Annotated in this window: 12 protein-coding genes and 1 pseudogene; 10 read left to right on the forward strand and 3 right to left on the reverse strand. The window is 42.2% G+C overall.

Annotated elements, in window-relative coordinates; translation table 11 throughout:
- Positions 1–283: 283 nt before the first annotated feature.
- A complete protein-coding gene (locus tag RWM06_RS05725; RefSeq protein ID WP_000969509.1) occupies positions 284–376 on the reverse strand; it encodes a type I toxin-antitoxin system Fst family toxin in 93 nt (30 codons plus the stop codon).
- A 133-nt stretch (positions 377–509) separates the two neighbouring features.
- Here RWM06_RS05725 and ruvB point away from each other — a divergent pair, with 133 nt between their 5' ends.
- The 9 genes and pseudogenes from ruvB to RWM06_RS05770 all read left to right on the forward strand — a co-directional run bounded on the left by ruvB (position 510) and on the right by RWM06_RS05770 (position 11,656).
- Entirely contained in the window at positions 510–1,508 is a 999-nt protein-coding gene (gene ruvB / locus RWM06_RS05730; RefSeq protein ID WP_313970430.1) for a Holliday junction branch migration DNA helicase RuvB, read from the forward strand.
- Positions 1,489–2,061: a nucleotidyltransferase family protein gene (locus RWM06_RS05735; protein ID WP_313970431.1), complete on the forward strand. Its 573-nt coding sequence runs from the start codon at positions 1,489–1,491 to the stop codon at positions 2,059–2,061. Before ruvB ends, RWM06_RS05735 begins: the two co-directional genes overlap by 20 nt.
- A gap of 231 nt (positions 2,062–2,292) precedes the next feature.
- Entirely contained in the window at positions 2,293–3,051 is a 759-nt protein-coding gene (locus RWM06_RS05740; RefSeq protein WP_313970432.1) for an isoprenyl transferase, read from the forward strand.
- An 8-nt stretch (positions 3,052–3,059) separates the two neighbouring features.
- Positions 3,060–3,863 (forward strand): phosphatidate cytidylyltransferase, encoded by an 804-nt coding sequence (locus tag RWM06_RS05745; protein WP_313970433.1) that lies wholly within the window; start codon positions 3,060–3,062, stop codon positions 3,861–3,863.
- Positions 3,864–3,884: 21 nt separating this feature from the next.
- Positions 3,885–5,144, forward strand: coding sequence for an RIP metalloprotease RseP (gene rseP / locus RWM06_RS05750; protein ID WP_313970434.1), 1,260 nt, complete (start codon positions 3,885–3,887; stop codon positions 5,142–5,144).
- A 12-nt stretch (positions 5,145–5,156) separates the two neighbouring features.
- The gene (locus RWM06_RS05755) at positions 5,157–7,010 is read left to right on the forward strand and encodes a proline--tRNA ligase (RefSeq protein WP_313970435.1); all 1,854 of its coding nucleotides are present in this window, start codon (positions 5,157–5,159) and stop codon (positions 7,008–7,010) included.
- A gap of 98 nt (positions 7,011–7,108) precedes the next feature.
- Positions 7,109–8,488: a 6-phospho-beta-glucosidase gene (bglA, locus tag RWM06_RS05760; protein WP_313970436.1), complete on the forward strand. Its 1,380-nt coding sequence runs from the start codon at positions 7,109–7,111 to the stop codon at positions 8,486–8,488.
- 191 nt (positions 8,489–8,679) lie between these two features.
- On the forward strand, positions 8,680–10,488 hold the full coding sequence (gene glmS / locus RWM06_RS05765; protein ID WP_313970437.1) for a glutamine--fructose-6-phosphate transaminase (isomerizing): 1,809 nt from the start codon (positions 8,680–8,682) through the stop codon (positions 10,486–10,488).
- 118 nt (positions 10,489–10,606) lie between these two features.
- Positions 10,607–11,656 (forward strand): annotated as a pseudogene (locus tag RWM06_RS05770) (LLM class flavin-dependent oxidoreductase).
- 94 nt (positions 11,657–11,750) lie between these two features.
- On the opposite strand, the gene RWM06_RS05775 reads toward RWM06_RS05770, so the two are convergent.
- Positions 11,751–15,641, reverse strand: coding sequence for a pullulanase (locus tag RWM06_RS05775; RefSeq protein ID WP_313970438.1), 3,891 nt, complete (start codon positions 15,639–15,641; stop codon positions 11,751–11,753).
- Positions 15,642–15,747: 106 nt separating this feature from the next.
- A complete protein-coding gene (locus tag RWM06_RS05780) occupies positions 15,748–17,232 on the reverse strand; it encodes a M protein trans-acting positive regulator PRD domain-containing protein (protein WP_313970439.1) in 1,485 nt (494 codons plus the stop codon).
- Positions 17,233–17,714: 482 nt separating this feature from the next.
- Here RWM06_RS05780 and rpoB point away from each other — a divergent pair, with 482 nt between their 5' ends.
- Positions 17,715–21,326: a DNA-directed RNA polymerase subunit beta gene (gene rpoB, locus RWM06_RS05785; RefSeq protein ID WP_125410865.1), complete on the forward strand. Its 3,612-nt coding sequence runs from the start codon at positions 17,715–17,717 to the stop codon at positions 21,324–21,326.
- The last annotated feature ends 19 nt before the right edge of the window (positions 21,327–21,345 follow it).

The raw sequence follows: 21,345 nt of genomic DNA on the forward strand, positions 1-21,345 counted from the left end.
TCTGGCAAATTTACTACTAATCATCATGGAGGAATTCACGGTTTTAACAGTTTCTATATATGCCATTTGGTTGGTTACCTTGGTGGCATGTCTCCTTTATTTGTTGGCAGATAAACGCATGATGAACATTATTTTTACTTATAAATGACAAGCTGAGAATGTAAATCTTTGACAAAATGTGTGAACTGTGGGATAATGAAAGAGAATTAAGTATTGTGTCTATATCATAGGCTAGAAAAGACCCCAAGCTCACGTCCAAATAAGCTTGGGGTCTTTTTTGACACTATTTGTCCTTGTTTAGCCATTTATCGACTAAGCGAAGAACGACACCGACCACAATTGGTCCGATGATAGTTTTAAGTATTGTATCCATCATGGGCTATCTCACCTCCTTTCGTAGGCGGTGTAGAAGTGCCGTAGAATATTATACCACATAAGGGCCAAACTCGGGAGTAACCTAATCAGGTGGCTTTTTTGTTTGTGGCTTGGTTTTTTGATATAATAGAGCCATGAGTAGAATTTTAGATAATGAGATAATGGGGGATGAGGAGTTAGTAGAACGCACGCTCCGTCCTCAGTACTTACGTGAATATATTGGGCAGGATAAGGTCAAGGACCAGCTCCAAATCTTTATCGAAGCTGCCAAAATGCGAGATGAAGCGCTGGATCATGTCCTCTTATTTGGCCCTCCAGGCTTGGGAAAAACAACCATGGCCTTTGTTATTGCCAACGAACTGGGTGTCAATCTCAAGCAGACGTCTGGGCCTGTCATTGAAAAAGCTGGAGATCTAGTAGCGATTTTGAATGACTTAGAGCCTGGGGATGTCCTTTTTATTGATGAAATTCATCGTTTGCCCATGTCAGTGGAAGAGGTACTTTATAGTGCTATGGAGGATTTCTACATCGATATCATGATTGGGGCTGGTGAAGGTAGTCGCAGTGTTCATTTGGAATTGCCACCTTTTACCTTGATTGGTGCGACGACACGAGCTGGTATGCTCTCAAATCCACTACGGGCACGTTTTGGGATTACAGGTCATATGGAATACTATGCCCACGCTGACTTGACAGAAATTGTTGAGCGGACGGCAGATATTTTTGAGATGGAAATCACTCATGAGGCAGCATCTGAGTTGGCTCTACGTAGTCGTGGAACCCCTCGTATTGCCAATCGTCTCCTTAAGCGTGTGCGCGATTTTGCCCAGATTATGGGGGATGGTTTAATCGATGATGTCATTACCGATAAGGCTTTGACCATGCTGGATGTAGACCATGAAGGGTTAGACTATGTGGACCAAAAAATCCTTCGTACCATGATTGAGATGTACGGTGGTGGACCTGTCGGATTAGGAACTCTTTCTGTGAATATTGCCGAGGAGCGTGAGACTGTCGAAGACATGTATGAGCCTTACTTGATTCAAAAAGGTTTTATCATGCGGACACGGTCTGGACGGGTGGCGACTGCTAAGGCATATGAGCATTTGGGGTATGAGTACAATGAAAAATAAGCAAGAAATATTAGAGGCTTTTAGAGAAAATCCAGATATGATGGCTATTCTGACTGTCATCCGAAACTTGGAGTTGCCAGATTCCTGGTTGGCAGCAGGTTCTGTACGAAATTTCATCTGGAATCTCTTGTCAGACAAATCCCCTTTTGACTGTGAAACAGATGTAGATGTGATTTTCTTTGATCCAGATCTTTCTTATGAGGAAACCTTGTCCCTAGAGAAAAAGCTGAGAGAGGACTTTCCTCAGTATCAGTGGGAGTTGAAAAATCAAGTCTATATGCACCAGCATAGCCCTCATACGGCTCCCTATAGCAGCTCTTGTGATGCTATGAGTAAGTATCCAGAACGGTGTACGGCAGTTGGACTTCGCTTGAATGAAGAATCTGATTTTGAACTCTATGCACCTTATGGTTTGGAGGATATTTTGAATTTTCAAGTTCGTCCCACTCCTCATTTCTTAGAAAATGAAGACCGAATGGCTCTCTATCAAACACGATTATCCAAGAAAAATTGGCAGGAAAAATGGAAAAATTTGATTTTTAAAAATACTTAAGGAAACTTTAAGCTAGGAAGTGTATACTAAGTCCATAAGTTAAGAAGACCTTAACTTAAACTCCTAAAACTTTTTCATAATAATCTCCCTATAAAAAATAGAGTCGCCCAATCAGGCGGCTTATTTTTTTGAAAAATGGGCTTGGTGCCTGAGAATAAATAGCTTAGTGATAGAAGAAAATGGGGAAATATGGTATAATGAAACGATAGATTTTTGAATAGGAATAAGATCATGTTTGGATTTTTTAAGAAAGATAAGGCTGTGGAAGTAGAGGTTCCGACACAGGTTCCTGCTCATATCGGCATCATCATGGATGGCAATGGCCGTTGGGCTAAAAAACGTATGCAACCGCGAGTCTTCGGACATAAGGCGGGCATGGAAGCATTGCAAACTGTGACCAAGGCAGCTAACAAACTAGGCGTTAAGGTTATTACGGTCTATGCTTTTTCTACGGAAAACTGGACCCGTCCAGATCAGGAAGTCAAGTTTATCATGAACTTGCCAGTAGAGTTTTATGATAATTATGTCCCGGAATTGCATGCGAATAATGTTAAGATTCAAATGATTGGGGAGACAGACCGCCTGCCTAAGCAGACTTTTGATGCTTTAACCAAGGCTGAGGAATTGACTAAGAACAACACAGGTTTGATTCTTAATTTTGCCCTCAACTATGGTGGACGTGCTGAAATCACACAGGCTCTTAAGTTGATTTCCCAGGATGTGTTAGATGCCAAAATCAACCCAGGTGACATCACAGAGGAATTGATTGGTAATTATCTCTTCACCCAGCATTTACCTAAGGACTTACGAGATCCGGACTTGATTATTCGGACTAGTGGAGAATTGCGCTTGAGCAATTTCCTTCCATGGCAGGGAGCCTACAGTGAGCTCTATTTTACGGATACCTTGTGGCCTGATTTTGACGAGGTGGCCTTGCAGGAAGCTATTCTTGCCTACAATCGTCGACAACGCCGATTTGGAGGAGTTTAGGAGGAAATATGACACAGGATTTACAGAAAAGAACCTTGTTTGCAGGGATTGCCCTGGCTATTTTCCTACCAATTTTAATGATTGGTGGCCTCTTGCTTCAGATAGCAATTGGAATCATAGCCATGCTAGCCATGCATGAACTTTTGAAGATGAGAGGTCTAGAGACCATGACGATGGAGGGCCTCTTGACCCTCTTTGCAACCTTTGCCTTGACCATTCCCTTGGAGAATTACCTGACTTTTTTGCCAGTTGATGGGAATGTGGTTGCCTATAGTGTGTTGATTTCAATCATGTTAGGAACGACTGTTTTTAGCAAGTCATATACGATTGAGGACGCTGTTTTTCCTCTTGCTATGAGCTTCTACGTGGGCTTTGGATTTAATGCCTTACTAGATGCTCGTGTTGCAGGTTTAGATAAGGCGCTTTTGGCCTTGTGTATCGTCTGGGCGACAGACAGTGGTGCCTATCTTGCTGGGATGAGATATGGTAAACGAAAATTATCGCCAAGGGTATCACCTAATAAAACCTTTGAGGGAGCCTTGGGGGGTATTTTAGGAGCTATCTTGATAACAATTGTCTTTATGATTTTTGATAGGACAGTTGCTCTTCCATATGGAATTTACAAGATGTCAGTCTTTGCTATTTTCTTTAGCATTGCTGGACAATTTGGTGATTTACTAGAAAGTTCGATCAAGCGTCACTTTGGTGTTAAGGATTCTGGGAAATTTATCCCTGGACATGGTGGTGTTTTGGATCGTTTCGATAGTATGTTGCTTGTATTTCCAATCATGCACTTATTTGGACTCTTTTAATCAAAAGACGGAGGAAATACTATGCTCGGAATTTTAACCTTTATTCTGGTTTTCGGAATTATTGTAGTGGTGCACGAATTCGGACACTTCTACTTTGCCAAGAAATCAGGGATTCTAGTGCGTGAATTTGCCATTGGCATGGGCCCCAAGATCTTTGCTCATATTGGCAAGGATGGAACGGCCTATACCATCCGCATCTTGCCTCTGGGTGGCTATGTTCGAATGGCTGGTTGGGGTGATGATACAACTGAAATTAAGACAGGAACTCCTGTCAGTTTGACGCTTACTGATGATGGTAAGGTTAAACGCATTAATCTCTCAGGTAAAAAATTGGATCAAACAGCTCTTCCTATGCAGGTGACCCAGTTTGATTTTGAAGACAAGCTTTTCATCAAGGGCTTGGTTATGGAAGAAGAAAAAACATTTGCAGTAGATCACGATGCAACGGTTGTAGAAGCAGATGGTACTGAGGTTCGGATTGCACCTTTAGATGTGCAATATCAAAATGCGACTATCTGGGGGAAACTGATTACCAATTTTGCAGGCCCTATGAACAACTTTATCTTAGGTGTTCTTGTTTTCTGGATTTTAATCTTTATGCAGGGTGGTGTCAGAGATGTTGATACCAACCAGTTCCATGTCATGCCCCAAGGTGCTTTGGCCAAGGTGGGAGTGCCAGAAACGGCTCAGATTACCAAGATTGGTTCATATGAGATTAGTAACTGGGAAAGCTTGATCCAGGCTGTGGAAGCAGAAACTAAAGATAAGACGGCGCCGACCTTGGATGTGACTATTTCTGAAAAGGGTAGTGACAAACAAGTTACGGTTACTCCGGAAGAAAGTCAAGGCCGTTACCTTCTAGGTGTTCAACCGGGAATTAAGTCAGATTTTCTATCTATGTTTGTAGGTGGTTTTACAACTGCTGCTGACTCGGCCCTCCGAATTCTATCAGCTCTGAAAAATCTGATTTTCCAACCGGATTTGAACAAGTTAGGTGGACCTGTTGCCATCTTTAAGGCAAGTAGTGATGCTGCTAAAAATGGAATTGAAAATGTCTTGTACTTCTTAGCAATAATTTCCATCAATATCGGGATTTTTAATCTTATTCCGATTCCAGCTCTGGATGGTGGTAAGATTGTTCTCAATATCCTAGAAGCCATCCGCCGTAAACCATTAAAACAAGAAATTGAAACCTATGTCACCTTGGCCGGAGTGGTCATCATGGTTGTCTTGATGATTGCTGTGACCTGGAATGACATTATGCGACTCTTTTTTAGATAATCGAGGAATATTATGAAACAAAGTAAAATGCTTATCCCAACGCTTCGCGAAATGCCAAGTGATGCTCAAGTTATCAGCCATGCTCTTATGTTGCGCGCTGGTTATGTTCGTCAAGTATCTGCAGGTGTTTATTCTTACTTACCACTTGCCAATCGTGTGATTGAAAAAGCTAAAAACATCATGCGCCAAGAATTCGACAAGATTGGTGCTGTTGAGATGTTGGCTCCAGCCCTTCTCAGTGCAGAGTTGTGGCGCGAATCAGGTCGTTATGAAACTTATGGTGAAGACCTTTACAAACTAAAAAACCGCGAAAAATCAGACTTTATCCTAGGTCCAACTCACGAAGAAACTTTTACAACTATTGTTCGTGATTCCGTTAAGTCTTACAAGCAATTACCACTCAATCTTTATCAAATTCAACCTAAGTATCGTGATGAGAAACGCCCACGTAATGGACTTCTGCGTACGCGTGAGTTTATTATGAAAGACGGTTATAGCTTCCACTCTAATTATGATAGCTTAGATGTAACTTATGATGAATACAAGGCTGCCTATGAGCGTATTTTCACTCGTAGTGGTTTAGACTTCAAGGCTATCATCGGTGACGGTGGAGCCATGGGGGGTAAGGACAGCCAAGAATTTATGGCCATTACACCTGCTCGTACAGACCTTGACCGCTGGGTTGTCTTGGACAAGTCAGTTGCCTCATTTGACGAAATTCCTGCAGAAGTGCAAGAAGAAATCAAGGCAGAATTGCTTAAATGGATGGTTTCTGGTGAAGATACCATCGCCTACTCAAGTGAGTCTAGTTATGCGGCTAACTTAGAAATGGCAACAAATGAGTACAAACCAAGCAACCGTGTTGTCGCTGAAGAAGAAGTGACTCGTGTTGCAACATTAAATGTTAAATCAATTGATGAAGTGGCAACCTTCCTCAATGTTCCAGAAGAACAAACGATTAAAACCCTCTTCTACATGGCAGATGGTGAGCTTGTTGCAGCCCTTCTAGTTGGAAATGACCAACTCAACGAAGTCAAGTTGAAAAACCACTTGGGAGCAGATTTCTTTGACGTTGCTAGTGAAGAAGAAGTGACAAATGTTGTTCAAGCAGGTTTTGGTTCACTTGGACCAGTTGGTTTGCCAGAGAATATTAAAATTATTGCAGATCGTAAGGTGCAAGATGTTCGTAATGCAGTTGTCGGTGCTAACGAAGATGGCTACCACTTGACTGGTGTGAACCCAGGTCGTGATTTTACTGCAGAATATGTGGATATCCGTGAAGTTCGTGAGGGTGAAATTTCTCCAGACGGACAAGGTGTCCTTAACTTTGCGCGTGGTATCGAAATTGGTCACATCTTCAAACTCGGTACTCGCTATTCTGCAAGCATGGGAGCAGATGTTTTGGATGAAAATGGTCGCGCTGTGCCAATCATCATGGGTTCATATGGTATCGGTGTCAGCCGTCTCCTTTCAGCAGTGATGGAGCAGCACGCTCGCCTCTTTGTTAATAAAACGCCAAAAGGTGAATACCGTTACGCTTGGGGAATCAACTTCCCTAAAGAGTTGGCACCATTTGATGTGCACTTGATTACTGTCAATGTCAAGGACGAAGAAGCACAAGCTCTGACAGAAAAACTTGAAGCAAGCTTGATGGGAGCTGGTTACGAAGTCTTGACGGATGATCGTAACGAACGTGTCGGTGTTAAATTTAGCGATAGCGACTTGATTGGATTACCAATCCGTATTACTATTGGTAAAAAAGCGGCCGATGGCATCGTAGAAGTGAAGATTAAAGCGACTGGTGACACTATCGAAGTTCATGCAGATAACTTGCTTGAAACGCTTGAAATTCTCAGCAAGAAATAAAAACTATAATCAGAAGAAAAACAAGGAAAAAATGTAACTAGTTTTTACCTTGTTTTTTCTGTATAATGGGAAAAATGAGTAGATAAAGAGGTAAATGTATGCTAAGATTTCCAAAGGATTTTGTCTGGGGATCCTCTACTTCTGGGCCGCAGACAGAAGGACGTATAGCTGGTGACGGTAAGGGAGATAATCTCTGGGATTATTGGTACCAAGTGGAGCCAAATCGCTACTATAATGGAATTGGTCCAGATAAGACATCGACCTTTTATGAAAATTGGGAAAAGGATATTGAGCTACTGTTAGAAACTGGTCACACGGCCTTTCGGACTTCTATTCAGTGGTCACGGATTTTTCCACAAGGGCGTGGGGAAGTCAATCCTCAAGGTGTAGACTTTTACCGTAAGGTTTTTGAGGCTATTAAGGCCAAAGGGATTCGTCTTTTAGTGAATCTTTATCATTTTGATTTGCCTTTTGCTCTTCAAGAGGACGGTGATGGTTGGGAAAAGAAGGAGACTGTCTCAGCCTATGAAGACTATGCTCGTTTTTGTTTTGAGACTTATGGAGATTTAGTGGATCAATGGATTACCTTTAACGAGCCAATTGTTCCAGTAGAATTTGGCTATTTTTACGATGCTCATTATCCACACAAGGTGGATGCAGAAGCGGCGGTGAAAGTAGCTTATTATACACAATTGGCTAGCAGTCGGGCGGTTAAGGCCTGTCATGAACTTTTGCCAGATTCCAAGATTGGGATTGTCTTAAACTTGACACCGGCTTATCCACGTAGCCAGCATCCTGCTGATGTCAAGGCTGCTCGGATTGCGGACCTTTTTCAGGCTCAATCTTTCTTAGATCCGTCTGTTTTGGGGACTTATCCACAGGAGTTGGTAGAAATCTTACATGAACATGGTCTCTTGCCTGATGCTACAGAGGAGGAGTTGGAGCTCATTCGTGAAAATACGGTGGATTTCCTTGGTGTCAACTACTATCAACCTTTGCGTGTTATGGCGCCTCGATTTACTAAGCATCCAGAGAGTCCACTCTTACCAGAACATTTTTATGAGCCTTATGTGATGCCTGGACGTAAAATCAACCCTCATCGTGGCTGGGAGATTTATGAGCAGGGAATTTATGATATTGCCCAAAATATCAAGGAAAATTATGGTAATATCGAGTGGATGTTGACAGAGAATGGTATGGGTGTTGAAGGGGAAGAAAAATTCCGTGAGAATGGAATGATTCAAGATGATTATCGTATTGACTTTGTAAAAGGTCATCTTCGTGAACTTCACCGTGCTATTGAAGACGGAGCTAATTGTAAGGGCTACTTGATTTGGACCTTTATCGATTGTTGGTCATGGCTCAATAGCTATAAAAATCGCTATGGTTTGGTCGAATTAGACTTGGAAACGCAAGAACGTCGTCTGAAAAAATCAGGGCACTGGTTCAAGGAATTAAGCGATAATAATGGATTTTAAAAAGGACTCTGACTGATTATCCTAATTGGTCAGAGTTTTTTGCTTACAGGAGCTTAATTTGAACTATACCAATTTTTACTCTTGACAAGTGAAAGAAACAAGTATATACTGTTTTTGCTGATTCTATAAAAGAGGAATTAGACTATACCAATTTTAAGGAGAAAGCACAGCTTGCCTGTGTCGTATATACTATGTGTGGAATTGTTGGTGTTGTTGGAAACACAAATGCAACTGATATTTTGATTCAAGGGCTTGAAAAGCTCGAATACCGTGGTTATGATTCTGCGGGGATTTTTGTCCTAGGTGGTGCTGAGAACCATTTGGTGAAGGCTGTTGGTCGTATCGCAGAATTGTCTGCCAAGACAGCTGGTGTTGAGGGAACAACTGGTATCGGACATACTCGTTGGGCAACTCACGGGAAACCAACTGAGGACAATGCTCACCCACACCGCTCTGAGACAGAACGTTTTGTCTTGGTTCACAATGGGGTCATTGAGAACTATCTTGAAATCAAGGAAGAATACCTTGCAGGTCACCACTTTAAGGGGCAAACAGATACTGAAATCGCTGTTCACTTGATTGGAAAATTTGTGGAAGAAGAAGGTCTTTCTGTTCTTGAAGCTTTCAAAAAAGCTCTTCATATTATCCGTGGTTCTTATGCTTTTGCTTTGGTTGACTCACAAGATCCTGAAGTCATCTACGTGGCTAAAAATAAATCACCACTTTTGATTGGTCTTGGACAAGGCTACAACATGGTCTGCTCAGATGCTATGGCTATGATTCGTGAAACCAACCAATACATGGAAATTCATGACCAAGAGTTGGTAATCGTCAAGGCTGATAGTGTGGAAGTTCAAGACTATGATGGAAATCGTCGTGAGCGTGCTAGCTATACTGCGGAGCTTGATTTGTCTGATATCGGTAAGGGAACTTATCCTTACTACATGCTTAAGGAAATTGATGAGCAACCAACTGTTATGCGTAAACTCATCCAAGCCTACACAGATGAGGCTGGTCAAGTAGTAGTAGACCCAGCTATCATCCAGGCTGTTCAAGACGCAGACCGTATCTACATCCTTGCAGCTGGAACATCTTACCACGCAGGATTTGCTTCTAAGAAGATGTTGGAAGAATTGACAGATACACCAGTTGAACTTGGAATCTCATCTGAGTGGGGCTATGGTATGCCACTTCTCAGCAAGAAACCACTCTTCATCTTTATCAGCCAGTCTGGTGAAACAGCGGATAGCCGTCAGGTTTTGGTTAAGGCTAATGAAATGGGAATTCCAAGCTTGACAGTGACAAACGTCCCAGCTTCAACTCTTTCTCGTGAAGCCAACCATACTATGCTTCTTCACGCAGGTCCTGAAATTGCTGTAGCATCAACTAAAGCCTATACAGCGCAAATCGCAGCACTTGCCTTTCTTGCAAAAGCAGTAGGAGAAGCAAATGGTAATGCTAAAGCGCAAACCTTTGACTTGGTTCATGAGTTGTCAATCGTAGCTCAGTCTATAGAATCAACTCTTTCAGAAAAAGAATTGATTGATAGCAAGGTTCGTGAGCTTCTTGAAACAACTCGTAACGCCTTTTACATCGGACGTGGTCAAGATTACTACGTAGCTATGGAAGCAAGCCTTAAACTCAAAGAGATTTCTTATATCCAGTGTGAAGGCTTTGCGGCAGGAGAACTCAAGCATGGAACTATTGCCTTGATTGAAGAAGGAACGCCTGTCTTAGCCCTCTTGTCAGATCCAGTCCTTGCCAACCACACTCGTGGAAATATCCAAGAGGTGGCAGCCCGTGGTGCCAAAGTCCTCACTATCGCAGAAGAAAATGTTGCTAAAGAGACAGATGATATCGTCCTTACGACTGTACATCCATACCTCTCACCAATTTCAATGGTCGTGCCAACACAATTAGTCGCTTACTTTGCAACACTCCACCGTGGACTTGATGTGGACAAACCGCGTAACCTTGCTAAATCAGTAACGGTAGAATAAGCTTAAAAAGTCTAGTTATCTAGGCTTTTTCTTGTGAGCAAATCGGTTGCTTGTACTCATGATTCGTGTTAGAATAATTTTTCAAATTGAAGGACAGAAATAGACAGGGAGAATCACAATGGTAGAATTGGGAATTTCAACATTTGGGGAAACAACGGAGCTTGAAGGGACTGGGCAAACTTACAGTCATGCCGAACGTATTCGCCAGTTGCTGACAGAGATTGAGCTGGCTGATAAGGTTGGTTTGGACGTGTATGGGATTGGTGAGCACCATCGAGTAGATTTTGCGGTATCTGCGCCAGAGATTGTCCTGGCAGCTGGGGCAGTCAATACCAAGAAAATCCGTTTGACCAGTGCAGTCAGCATTCTCTCGAGCATGGATCCGATTCGCTTGTTCCAACAGTATGCCACTATTGATGCTTTGTCAAATGGACGTGCGGAGATTATGGCTGGAAGGGGTTCTTTCACGGAATCTTTTCCCTTGTTTGGATATGATTTGAAAGACTACGAAGCCCTTTTTGATGAGAAATTAGACTTGCTCCAGTTAGTCAATGAAAAGACCAAGTTAGACTGGCAAGGTCGCTTGACCCAAACAATCTCTGGCAAAGAAGTCTATCCTCGTCCAGTTCAGGAAAAATTACCCTTGTGGATAGCGACAGGTGGTCATGTCGAATCAACAGTGAAGATTGCTCAGGCAGGCCTACCGATTGTCTATGCCATTATTGGTGGCAATCCGCGTTATTTTAAAAAGTTGATTCAGACTTATCGTGAGATTGGGAGCTAAGCGGGTCATGACAGTCATGAACTAAAGGTTGGAGCCCATTCTTGGGGCTGGATTGCTGAAGATGGCGAGCAGGCGGTGAAAGATTATTTCCATCCAACCAAGCAAGTGGTAGATGCGATTTCCAAAGACCGTCCACACTGGCAGGAGTTTACCTATGAGCAATATTTGGAGCAAGTTGGGCAAAATGGAGCTATGTTTGTGGACAATCCAGATCAGGTGGCAGAAAAAATGATTCGCATGATTGAGGATTTAGGTTTGGATCGCTTTATGTTGCACCTACCTCTTGGTTCTATGCCTCATGAACAAGTTCTGAGAGCTATTGAACTCTTCGGCACACAAGTTGCACCCAAAGTACGGGCTTATTTTGCCATGAAAGAGGCTTAATAAAAAATCCTAATCAGGCTTATTAGGAAAATAAATATTGTACAAAAATCAATCCCCCGAGTGTTAAGGCTTGGGGGATTGTTCTATAGGAGGGCTAGTTTAGTTCTCTTTTTTGTTTTTTTAGCAAGAACCCGAGACCTAGAAGGGCGAGGAGACTAATTCCTGCAAACAGGAGTTTGTGATCGTTTTTGGTTCCTGTATTTGGAAGTTCAGCTTGTTTAGCTAGGGGGGCAGCTATATTTTCCTTGCTAGGGTTATCTACCGATTCGTTTTGAACTGCTTCTTTTACAGATGATGCTTGTGCTTCTTGTACTGGTTGTTCAGCTTGCGAATCAGTTGTAGCTTGGCTAGGTTTATGATCTGCATCCGCTACTTTGGAATCTGGTTTAGTAGAATCAGGTTTAGCTTCTGGAGCTGGATTTTGCTGTTCCGGTTTGACTACTCGATTTGGAGTATTGTCTTGGCTATTCTGGTGACCTTGTTCTTGTGTTAAGCTAGAAAGGTCAAATTCTGGTTTTTCTTCCACAGCTGGGGCAACGATGGCACCGCCTTGAGAGACTCGAAGAACAGTAGCTGTAAGGGCATTTAATTTCAAGCCTTTTTCAGTCCATTCAAGTCCTTTCGGGTTGGCAATTCCGACTGGTCCTGCTTGGTTTTCATCTGCCAAAACTTCAGCATTTCTGAGGTGGGCGAAGGCAGTTCCCAAATTAAATTCACGAGCTTTTTCGTCCGCATTGACAAAGACTGCGTAGATATCCCCATTTGGAGCAGTGATTTGGTAGCCAATTACCACGTCCTCTTTTGTCACACCATTTTGGCCTGGAACAGTGATGAGGTGGACACGGTCTTTGATATCTTGGAGACTCTTAAGTCGGAAGGCATCTGTAGATTGACGAAGGGCAATCAGACCTTTCATGTAGTCACGGCTCTTGACATTTTCAGGATAGGCTTTTCCATCTGTAGCCTTAGTCCAGTCAAACTTGTTAATAGCATCACTCGAATCGTAAGAGTCATGGATGAAGTAAGGATAGTCAAATGGATTGCCGTCCTTATCACGCAACAAGTGAGATTTGTTTGGTTGTTTGTCCTCTGCTACTGGAGTCTTGTAGGCTGGGTCACGGAATTGTTTGGTGCGACCATATTCCTGACCAGAGTGGATAAATGGAGTTCCTTGAGCTGTCAAGAGCATGAGATTTCCAAGTCGCAAACGACGGTGGATTTCAGCATAGTTCTCGGCCTTGCTTGGGTCTTTTTTAATAGACTGGGCAATGATATCAAAGAGGGTCAAGTTATCATGGGCTGCGATGTATTGGATGACATCTCCAGGGCTATCTGCTTCAAAGTTGGTTGGTTGAGCAATGAGATTTTTGAAGATAGTGTTGATATCACGCTTGCCACCTGTGATAAAGGCAGGTTGACCTTCGTTTGGATAACCAGACTTGAGGTTGTTACGGATGTCATCTGAGAAGACTGCGACAGTATCGGTATGTTTCATCCAATCTTGGTCGGCAGCTCTAGTAGGCATATTTTCATCACCAGCATAGGTTCTCCAACCTTCACCCAGCATGATGAGGTTTGGATTGAGGGCGCGTGCAGCCTTGTAAGCTTCTTCGATAGAAGCGGCATCATGGTCTCCCATCATATCGAAGCGGAATCCATCCACTTTGTAGGTATCAACTAGGTATTTGATAGAGTCAACTAGGAGACGTTTGGTCATATGGTGGGTTGTCCCCAAGCGTCCACCACCAAAGCTAGTTCGAGGTGTGCCATCTGCGTCCATAAAGTGGTAGTAGTTTGGTTCTAAATCTTCAAAGATATCGATCTTGGCTGTGTGGTTATAAACGACATCTAGGATAGCTCCCATGCCACGTTTGTGGATTTCGTTGATGAGGTTTTTAAATTCTGCGATTCGTTTTTCTGGATTCTTAGGATCGCTTGAGTACATACCAGTCAAGGAGAAGTAGTTTTGAGGGTCATATCCCCAGTTGTAGTTGCTGTTGCTTGAAGCATAGTCAGACAAGCGTTCATGGTTTTTCAATTCATTGACAAAGTAGTAAGACAAGACTGGAAGGAGCTGGATGTGGGTCACACCTAAGTCTTTGAGATAGTCTAGTTTTTCAATAAAGGCTTCAAAAGTCCCAAATGGTTTGGTCAAATCTTTTGCGATGGCAGGATCTGAAGTGAAGTCACGCACATGAGCTTCATAGATGACAGCATCTTCGCGCGATTTAAAGTTGCGAATCTTACCATAAGTCAAGTCTTGAGGTCCTAGTTTAGCTGGATCTACAAAGGCGGCTTTAGCCACTTTATGGGCATCGTCAATCTTGGCATCGTCACTATTCCAAGCAGCGAGGGATTTAGCGTAAGGATCGAGTGCAAGAACAGTTTTACCTTGACGCTCGATTTGGTATTGATAATAGTATCCAGTGAAATCTGTGATGCCTAGTTTGTTTGTGCTATCTAGAGTTTGTTTCCAAGTTCCTCTTTCCCCTTTTTCAAGAGCGACAGTTCCAACGACTTTTTCAGGGTCATTCTTGTCGTAGATAACAACAGAAACCTTATCAGCACTTGGTGACCAAAGGGTCAAATCAACCTGTTTTCCTTCTTCTTTGAGGTCAGCTCCAAGTTTGCCATCATAGCTGTAAGTCTCATCTTTCAGGCGCCAGCTTGTTTTGGTAGTGAATTTGTCAGAGTTGTAGCTAACAGTATAGGGATGTTTTGTGTCCGAGAAATCTCCGCTGTAGGTCACTTTCTTGCCGGCTTCATCGATTGCGACATCGGTAATAGCTACTTTTTCTCCTAGGTGATTAGTGATGCTAGAGTGCTTGAGGATATCCTCTTTTTTAGCACCTACAAGTGTTGAAAAGCTACTTTCAATGCTAGAAGTTCCTACGTGTTGGGCTCCTGTCATATGGATATCATGGACATAGTATGGATTTGTGTAAATCGTTTCGTCATCGTCTTTTAGGAAGATTTGGCTATGGTTTTTCAAATCTGTGAACTTATAATCTTCTTTACGGATTTTCACGTCGTCTCCTTGTTTGCTCTCATCTAGTAATAAAAAGCCGAATTCTTTTGCGGCATCCTTAAGAGGAATGTCAATATAGCGACCGTATTTTCCTGTAGCTGTAAAGTCTGTTCCGTCAGGCCATTGAGCGCTACTTGGATTTTTCACATCTCCCCAGTACCAGAGAGATTTCTTATCATAGTTGCCATCTGTACGGTAGTAGTTGACGCGAACAGTTCCTGCAGGTTGTGGCTCGTAAGAGAAAACCTTGTAATCTTGGTCCAACCAAACCTCGTTCATTTTTGGAACTAGTTTTTCGGCCGATTTATCGCCGGTTAGATTTTTTCCAGCTGTATTATTGATGAGGAAGCTAATTTTCTTGGCTTGTTCTCCCTTTAATTTGACATCTAGGTAGTAGCCGTAGTCATCTTTTTTGGCATCTTTAAAGGACAAGGCTCCGTTTGGCCAGTTTTCAGAAGGTTTTTCAACATCGTCCCAAGTCCATAGTCCTTGAGCATCCTTGTTTTCTTCAGGAAGCTTTTTGACGTGGATACGGAAATAGTTGTCTTCGATTGGCTCTTCTGCCTTAGTTTCAGTCGTTACTGGACTAGTAGAAGTGGTTGGCTCACTTGAACGATCTTTCCCAGTTTGTGGTGCTGAATCAGCTGGGCTTGCAGCAGGAGTAGTTGTCTCTGTTGCAGGTTTTTCTTCTGTTTTCGCTAGGGAAGCGTTTGCATTTTTATGTGAAGAAATATCCCTTTCCTTCTTATCAGCGTTGGCTGCTGTATCAGTAAGAGGTTGGGTAATAGTGTTAGTCGCTTCAGCACTAGCTGTTGTGACTTCGTTAGCTGAGATAGTTGGTGTAGCCATGGCAAGTAGGACAAGGCTTGCTCCAATAAGGACAGAACCAGTTCCATTTTTGAGGGAACGGATGCTGTAGACCATTTTTTTCTCAGTGTGAGATGGTGTTTTTCTCATAATCATTCTCCTATAAATGAATTTCTCTATCAGTATAGCACTTAGTAAAATAATGTGCAAGCGTTTTCTTGAGATTGAAACAAAAGAAAAACCGCAACAGGTTTTGTTACGATTCAGCCAGTCTTTCTTTATGAATTTGAGAAGCCAGAAGGTGGAGGTGATGAAATAATTCTGAAGAAGAGAAGTTACGATTATAGATAAGTGGTTTAGGAGAGTTGGTGACAGGAAAGGTAGTGATAACAATATCGTGCGGAATTTGATTGAGAATTGAGAAAGAAATCGTAGATTCTTCCCAAGAATCAAAGAGATAGAGATTATTGCCGTAGTGAGCAAGGGTGTCGATAAGGTTTTGTGCGTGATGACTATCCAGATGACTAATGACCAAAACACGGATTTTGGGAAATTTTTGAAGTAATTGGACTAAAATTCGATGCCCTTGGATAGAAAAGGTGTAGATAAGTTCTTGTAATTTAATGGGGTGATTTTCCAGTCCCATTTCAGTCAGATAAGATTGGAATTTGTGTTGACTTACTTCAAATAGTTTTGGGAATTCTGCTTGATAATTGTTTAAAATTTGGGATTTCTGTCTGTCGAGAGACTGGTTACTGAGTAAATGGAAGAAATCAGATTGGGCAGTGTAGTGAAGGAGCCAAATTAATTCCTCGCGATTTTCAATCTGTAGGTGAAATTCTTTGACCAATTCTTCTAGAATTTGACTCAATAAACGGTAGGATTTTTGAATCTGATGAATGTCTCCTAAAGCTCCATTACTAGGCTTATTTGTAATTTGAAGAGACTTTACTGGGTTTGAAAATAGCTGTTCCAGTGTCTCCTTTGTAGCTTCAAAATCGAGCTTTTTAGCCAGCTTTTTGATATCTTGTTCAAACTGGGGAATTTGCATGAGGGAACTGTAATGACTGGTTAAAAGAGGAGTAGGATTTTCAATCAAATGACTCTTATTAAAGCGCTCCAGATTGATAGCTAGAGTGTATTTGATTTGCCGTAAGCTACTGAGGTTGGGTGAAACTTGTTGGGTGTCCAAAAATAGCTGAATCAAGTGTGTGAGTGATTCTTCAGAAATAGAAGGGAAGGGCCAATCTAGAAAGTCGTAACTTTGGCTAAAGTAGTCTAGATAAAAGGCACGAATGTCCTCTTCTACTCCATCTATGACTAAAGGAGAAAGTTGGATGCTAATGCCATAATGTTGCGGAAGTTCAGTATTTAGATGCTGGATAATTTCCTGAACTCGTTCGCAGCTAATCATAAGTTCCTGACACATTTGCTCAAGTGATTGTCCCTCTTTGAAAAATAGACAGTTCAAAAAAGAGTAGGTTGCAGATTGTTTAAAAATCGCAATCATGGGATCCAAGGTGTTTTGGAAGTCAAACTGCAATTGAATGCCTTTTTTTCTTGATTGTATCAGGAGGTTTGGAAATAATTGCTCGAGCCTAGAAAGATGTTCTTGCAATTCTTCGATTGAAAAATTCAGATTCTCAGCCAAGACTGGAAGTTCTATCCAATCACGGTGCTTGATTAATTCTTCCAGTAACACTAGCAAATTCTGTTCTGTTTCAGAAAGCAAAATATCCATAATAAACCTCCCTATATATTTATACATATATATTAAAAGAAAAACCTAGTAAAGTCAAGAAAAACAGCCTAGGATAAAATAGTAGAATCTGAATTTACTATATTTTTATTGGACTATTAAACTGAAAATGAAGTTTGCAAAGTAATAGTTGAATTCAATTTTTTATAGGAAAAAAATTCACCAAAAATCTACAGAATCCCTTGAAAAATCTAACTAAATAGGGTATAATACAAATAATCATTTGTCGTAGGTTTTGTCTGAAATATTGTCCAGACAAGGCTCACAGCAGTTAAATCTTCTGAAAAAGTCAGATTTAGCTGCTCTTTTTGTGCCTTTTTTCAGGATTTTGAGCATTTGTAACAAAGACTTAAAGATTCTGAAAATTCATCAAAGGGACACGGTGATAGGGGTTTTTAAAACCATATGACGATTAGAAAGCCTGATTGATAAGGCTTGGAACTTATTTACAAAGGAGAATCATCTTGGCAGGACATGACGTTCAATACGGGAAACATCGTACCCGTCGTAGTTTTTCAAGAATCAAAGAAGTTCTTGACTTACCAAATTTGATTGAAATTCAAACTGACTCATTCAAAGCTTTCCTAGACCATGGTCTGAAGGAAGTGTTTGAAGATGTATTGCCAATTTCAAACTTCACAGACACAATGGAGTTGGAATTTGTTGGATATGAAATCAAAGAACCAAAATACACGCTAGAAGAAGCTCGTATCCACGATGCTAGCTACTCAGCACCAATTTTTGTAACCTTCCGCTTGATCAATAAAGAAACAGGCGAAATCAAGACCCAAGAAGTTTTCTTTGGTGATTTCCCAATCATGACAGAAATGGGTACCTTCATCATCAATGGTGGTGAACGTATCATTGTATCTCAGTTGGTCCGCTCACCAGGTGTTTACTTTAACGATAAAGTTGATAAAAACGGTAAAGTAGGCTACGGTTCAACTGTTATCCCTAACCGTGGAGCTTGGTTGGAACTTGAAAGCGACTCAAAAGATATCGCCTACACTCGTATCGACCGTACTCGTAAGATTCCATTTACAACCTTGGTTCGTGCGCTTGGTTTCTCAGGTGATGATGAAATCTTTGATATCTTTGGTGATAGCGAATTGGTTCGCAACACTGTTGAAAAAGATATCCATAAGAACCCAATGGACTCTCGTACAGACGAAGCCTTGAAAGAAATCTACGAACGCCTTCGTCCAGGTGAGCCTAAGACAGCTGAAAGCTCACGTAGCTTGCTTGTGGCTCGTTTCTTTGACCCACGTCGTTACGACCTAGCAGCAGTTGGTCGTTACAAAATCAATAAAAAGCTCAATGTTAAAACACGCTTGCTTAACCAAACCATTGCGGAGCCATTGGTAGATCCTGAAACAGGAGAAATCTTGGTAGAAGCTGGAACAATCATGACTCGTAGCGTAATTGAAAGCATCGAAAGCCATTTGGATGGTGATTTGAACAAGATTGTCTACATTCCAAATGATGCAGCGGTTGTGACTGAGCCAGTTGTTCTTCAAAAATTCAAGGTTGTTGCACCAACTGATCCAGACCGCGTCGTAACCATCATCGGTAATGCTAATCCAGATGACAAGGTTCGTATCGTTACTCCTGCAGATATCCTTGCTGAAATGAGCTACTTCCTCAACTTGGCTGAAGGACTTGGCCGTGTAGATGATATCGACCACCTTGGAAACCGTCGTATCCGTGCGGTTGGTGAATTGCTTGCTAACCAAGTACGTCTTGGACTTTCTCGTATGGAACGTAATGTCCGTGAACGTATGTCTGTTCAGGACAACGAAGTCTTGACACCACAACAAATTATCAATATCCGTCCTGTAACAGCTGCGGTTAAAGAATTCTTTGGTTCATCACAGTTGTCACAGTTCATGGACCAACACAACCCACTTTCTGAGTTGTCTCACAAACGCCGTTTGTCAGCCTTAGGACCTGGTGGTTTGACACGTGACCGCGCTGGATATGAAGTACGTGACGTGCACTACACTCACTATGGTCGTATGTGTCCAATCGAGACACCTGAAGGACCTAACATTGGTTTGATCAATAACTTGTCATCTTACGGGCACTTAAACAAATATGGTTTTGTTCAAACACCATACCGTAAAGTTGACCGTGAAACAGGTGTTGTTACGAATGAAATCGTTTGGTTGACAGCCGATGAAGAAGATGAATTTACTGTAGCACAGGCTAATTCTCGTCTGAATGAAGATGGAACATTTGCTGAAAAAGTTGTCATGGGACGTCACCAAGGGGTCAACCAAGAGTATCCAGCTAATGTTGTTGACTATATGGACGTATCACCAAAACAGGTAGTTGCCGTTGCGACAGCATGTATTCCTTTCTTGGAAAACGATGACTCCAACCGTGCCCTTATGGGAGCCAACATGCAACGTCAGGCTGTGCCATTGATTAATCCTAAAGCACCTTACGTTGGTACTGGTATGGAATACCAAGCAGCCCACGATTCAGGAGCGGCTGTGATTGCTCAGTATGACGGTAAAGTTACCTATGCAGATGCTGACAAGGTAGAAGTTCGTCGTGAAGATGGTTCGCTAGATGTTTACCACATCCAAAAATTCCGTCGTTCAAACTCAGGTACTGCCTACAACCAACGCACTCTCGTAAAAGTTGGCGATGTCGTTGAAAAAGGCGATTTCATCGCTGACGGGCCTTCTATGGAAAATGGAGAAATGGCGCTTGGACAAAACCCAATCGTTGCCTACATGACTTGGGAAGGTTACAACTTCGAGGATGCCGTTATCATGAGCGAACGCTTGGTGAAAGACGATGTCTACACATCTGTCCACCTTGAAGAATACGAATCAGAAACACGCGATACAAAGCTTGGGCCTGAAGAAATCACTCGCGAAATTCCAAACGTTGGTGAAGATGCCCTTAAAGACCTTGACGAAATGGGTATTATCCGTATCGGTGCTGAGGTTAAAGAAGGTGATATCCTTGTAGGTAAAGTAACACCTAAGGGTGAGAAAGACCTTTCAGCTGAAGAACGTCTTTTGCACGCTATCTTCGGAGATAAATCTCGTGAAGTGCGTGATACTTCTCTTCGTGTACCACACGGTGCCGATGGTGTCGTTCGTGATGTTAAGATCTTTACACGTGCAAATGGAGATGAGCTGCAATCAGGCGTTAACATGCTGGTTCGCGTCTACATCGCTCAAAAACGTAAGATCAAGGTCGGAGATAAGATGGCCGGACGTCACGGAAATAAAGGGGTTGTCTCTCGTATCGTTCCTGTAGAAGACATGCCTTACCTTCCAGATGGAACTCCAGTCGATATCATGTTGAACCCACTTGGAGTGCCATCACGTATGAATATCGGTCAGGTTATGGAACTCCACCTTGGTATGGCTGCTCGTACTCTTGGTATTCATATCGCAACACCAGTCTTTGACGGAGCAAGTTCTGAAGACCTTTGGTCAACTGTTAAAGAAGCTGGTATGGATAGCGATGCCAAAACAATCCTTTACGATGGACGTACAGGTGAACCATTTGATAACCGTGTTTCTGTCGGAGTCATGTACATGATCAAACTCCACCACATGGTTGACGATAAATTGCACGCTCGTTCAGTCGGACCTTACTCAACTGTTACCCAACAACCACTCGGAGGTAAAGCTCAGTTTGGTGGACAACGTTTCGGTGAGATGGAGGTTTGGGCTCTTGAAGCCTACGGTGCCTCAAATGTCCTTCAAGAAATCTTGACTTACAAGTCTGACGATATCAATGGACGTCTGAAAGCTTATGAAGCTATTACAAAAGGAAAACCAATTCCAAAACCAGGTGTTCCAGAATCCTTCCGAGTTCTTGTCAAAGAATTGCAATCACTTGGTCTTGACATGCGTGTCCTAGACGAAGATGACCAAGAAGTGGAACTTCGCGACTTGGATGAAGGAATGGACGAAGATGTCATCCACGTAGATGACCTTGAAAAAGCCCGCGAAAAAGCAGCCCAAGAGGCTAAAGCAGCCTTTGAAGCTGAAGAAGCTGAGAAAGCAACAAAAGCGGAAGCAACAGAAGAAGCTGCTGAACAAGAATAAGCAGTTCACTTAGAATAGA

This window comes from uncultured Streptococcus sp. (assembly GCF_963516575.1).
Lineage (GTDB): Bacteria > Bacillota > Bacilli > Lactobacillales > Streptococcaceae > Streptococcus.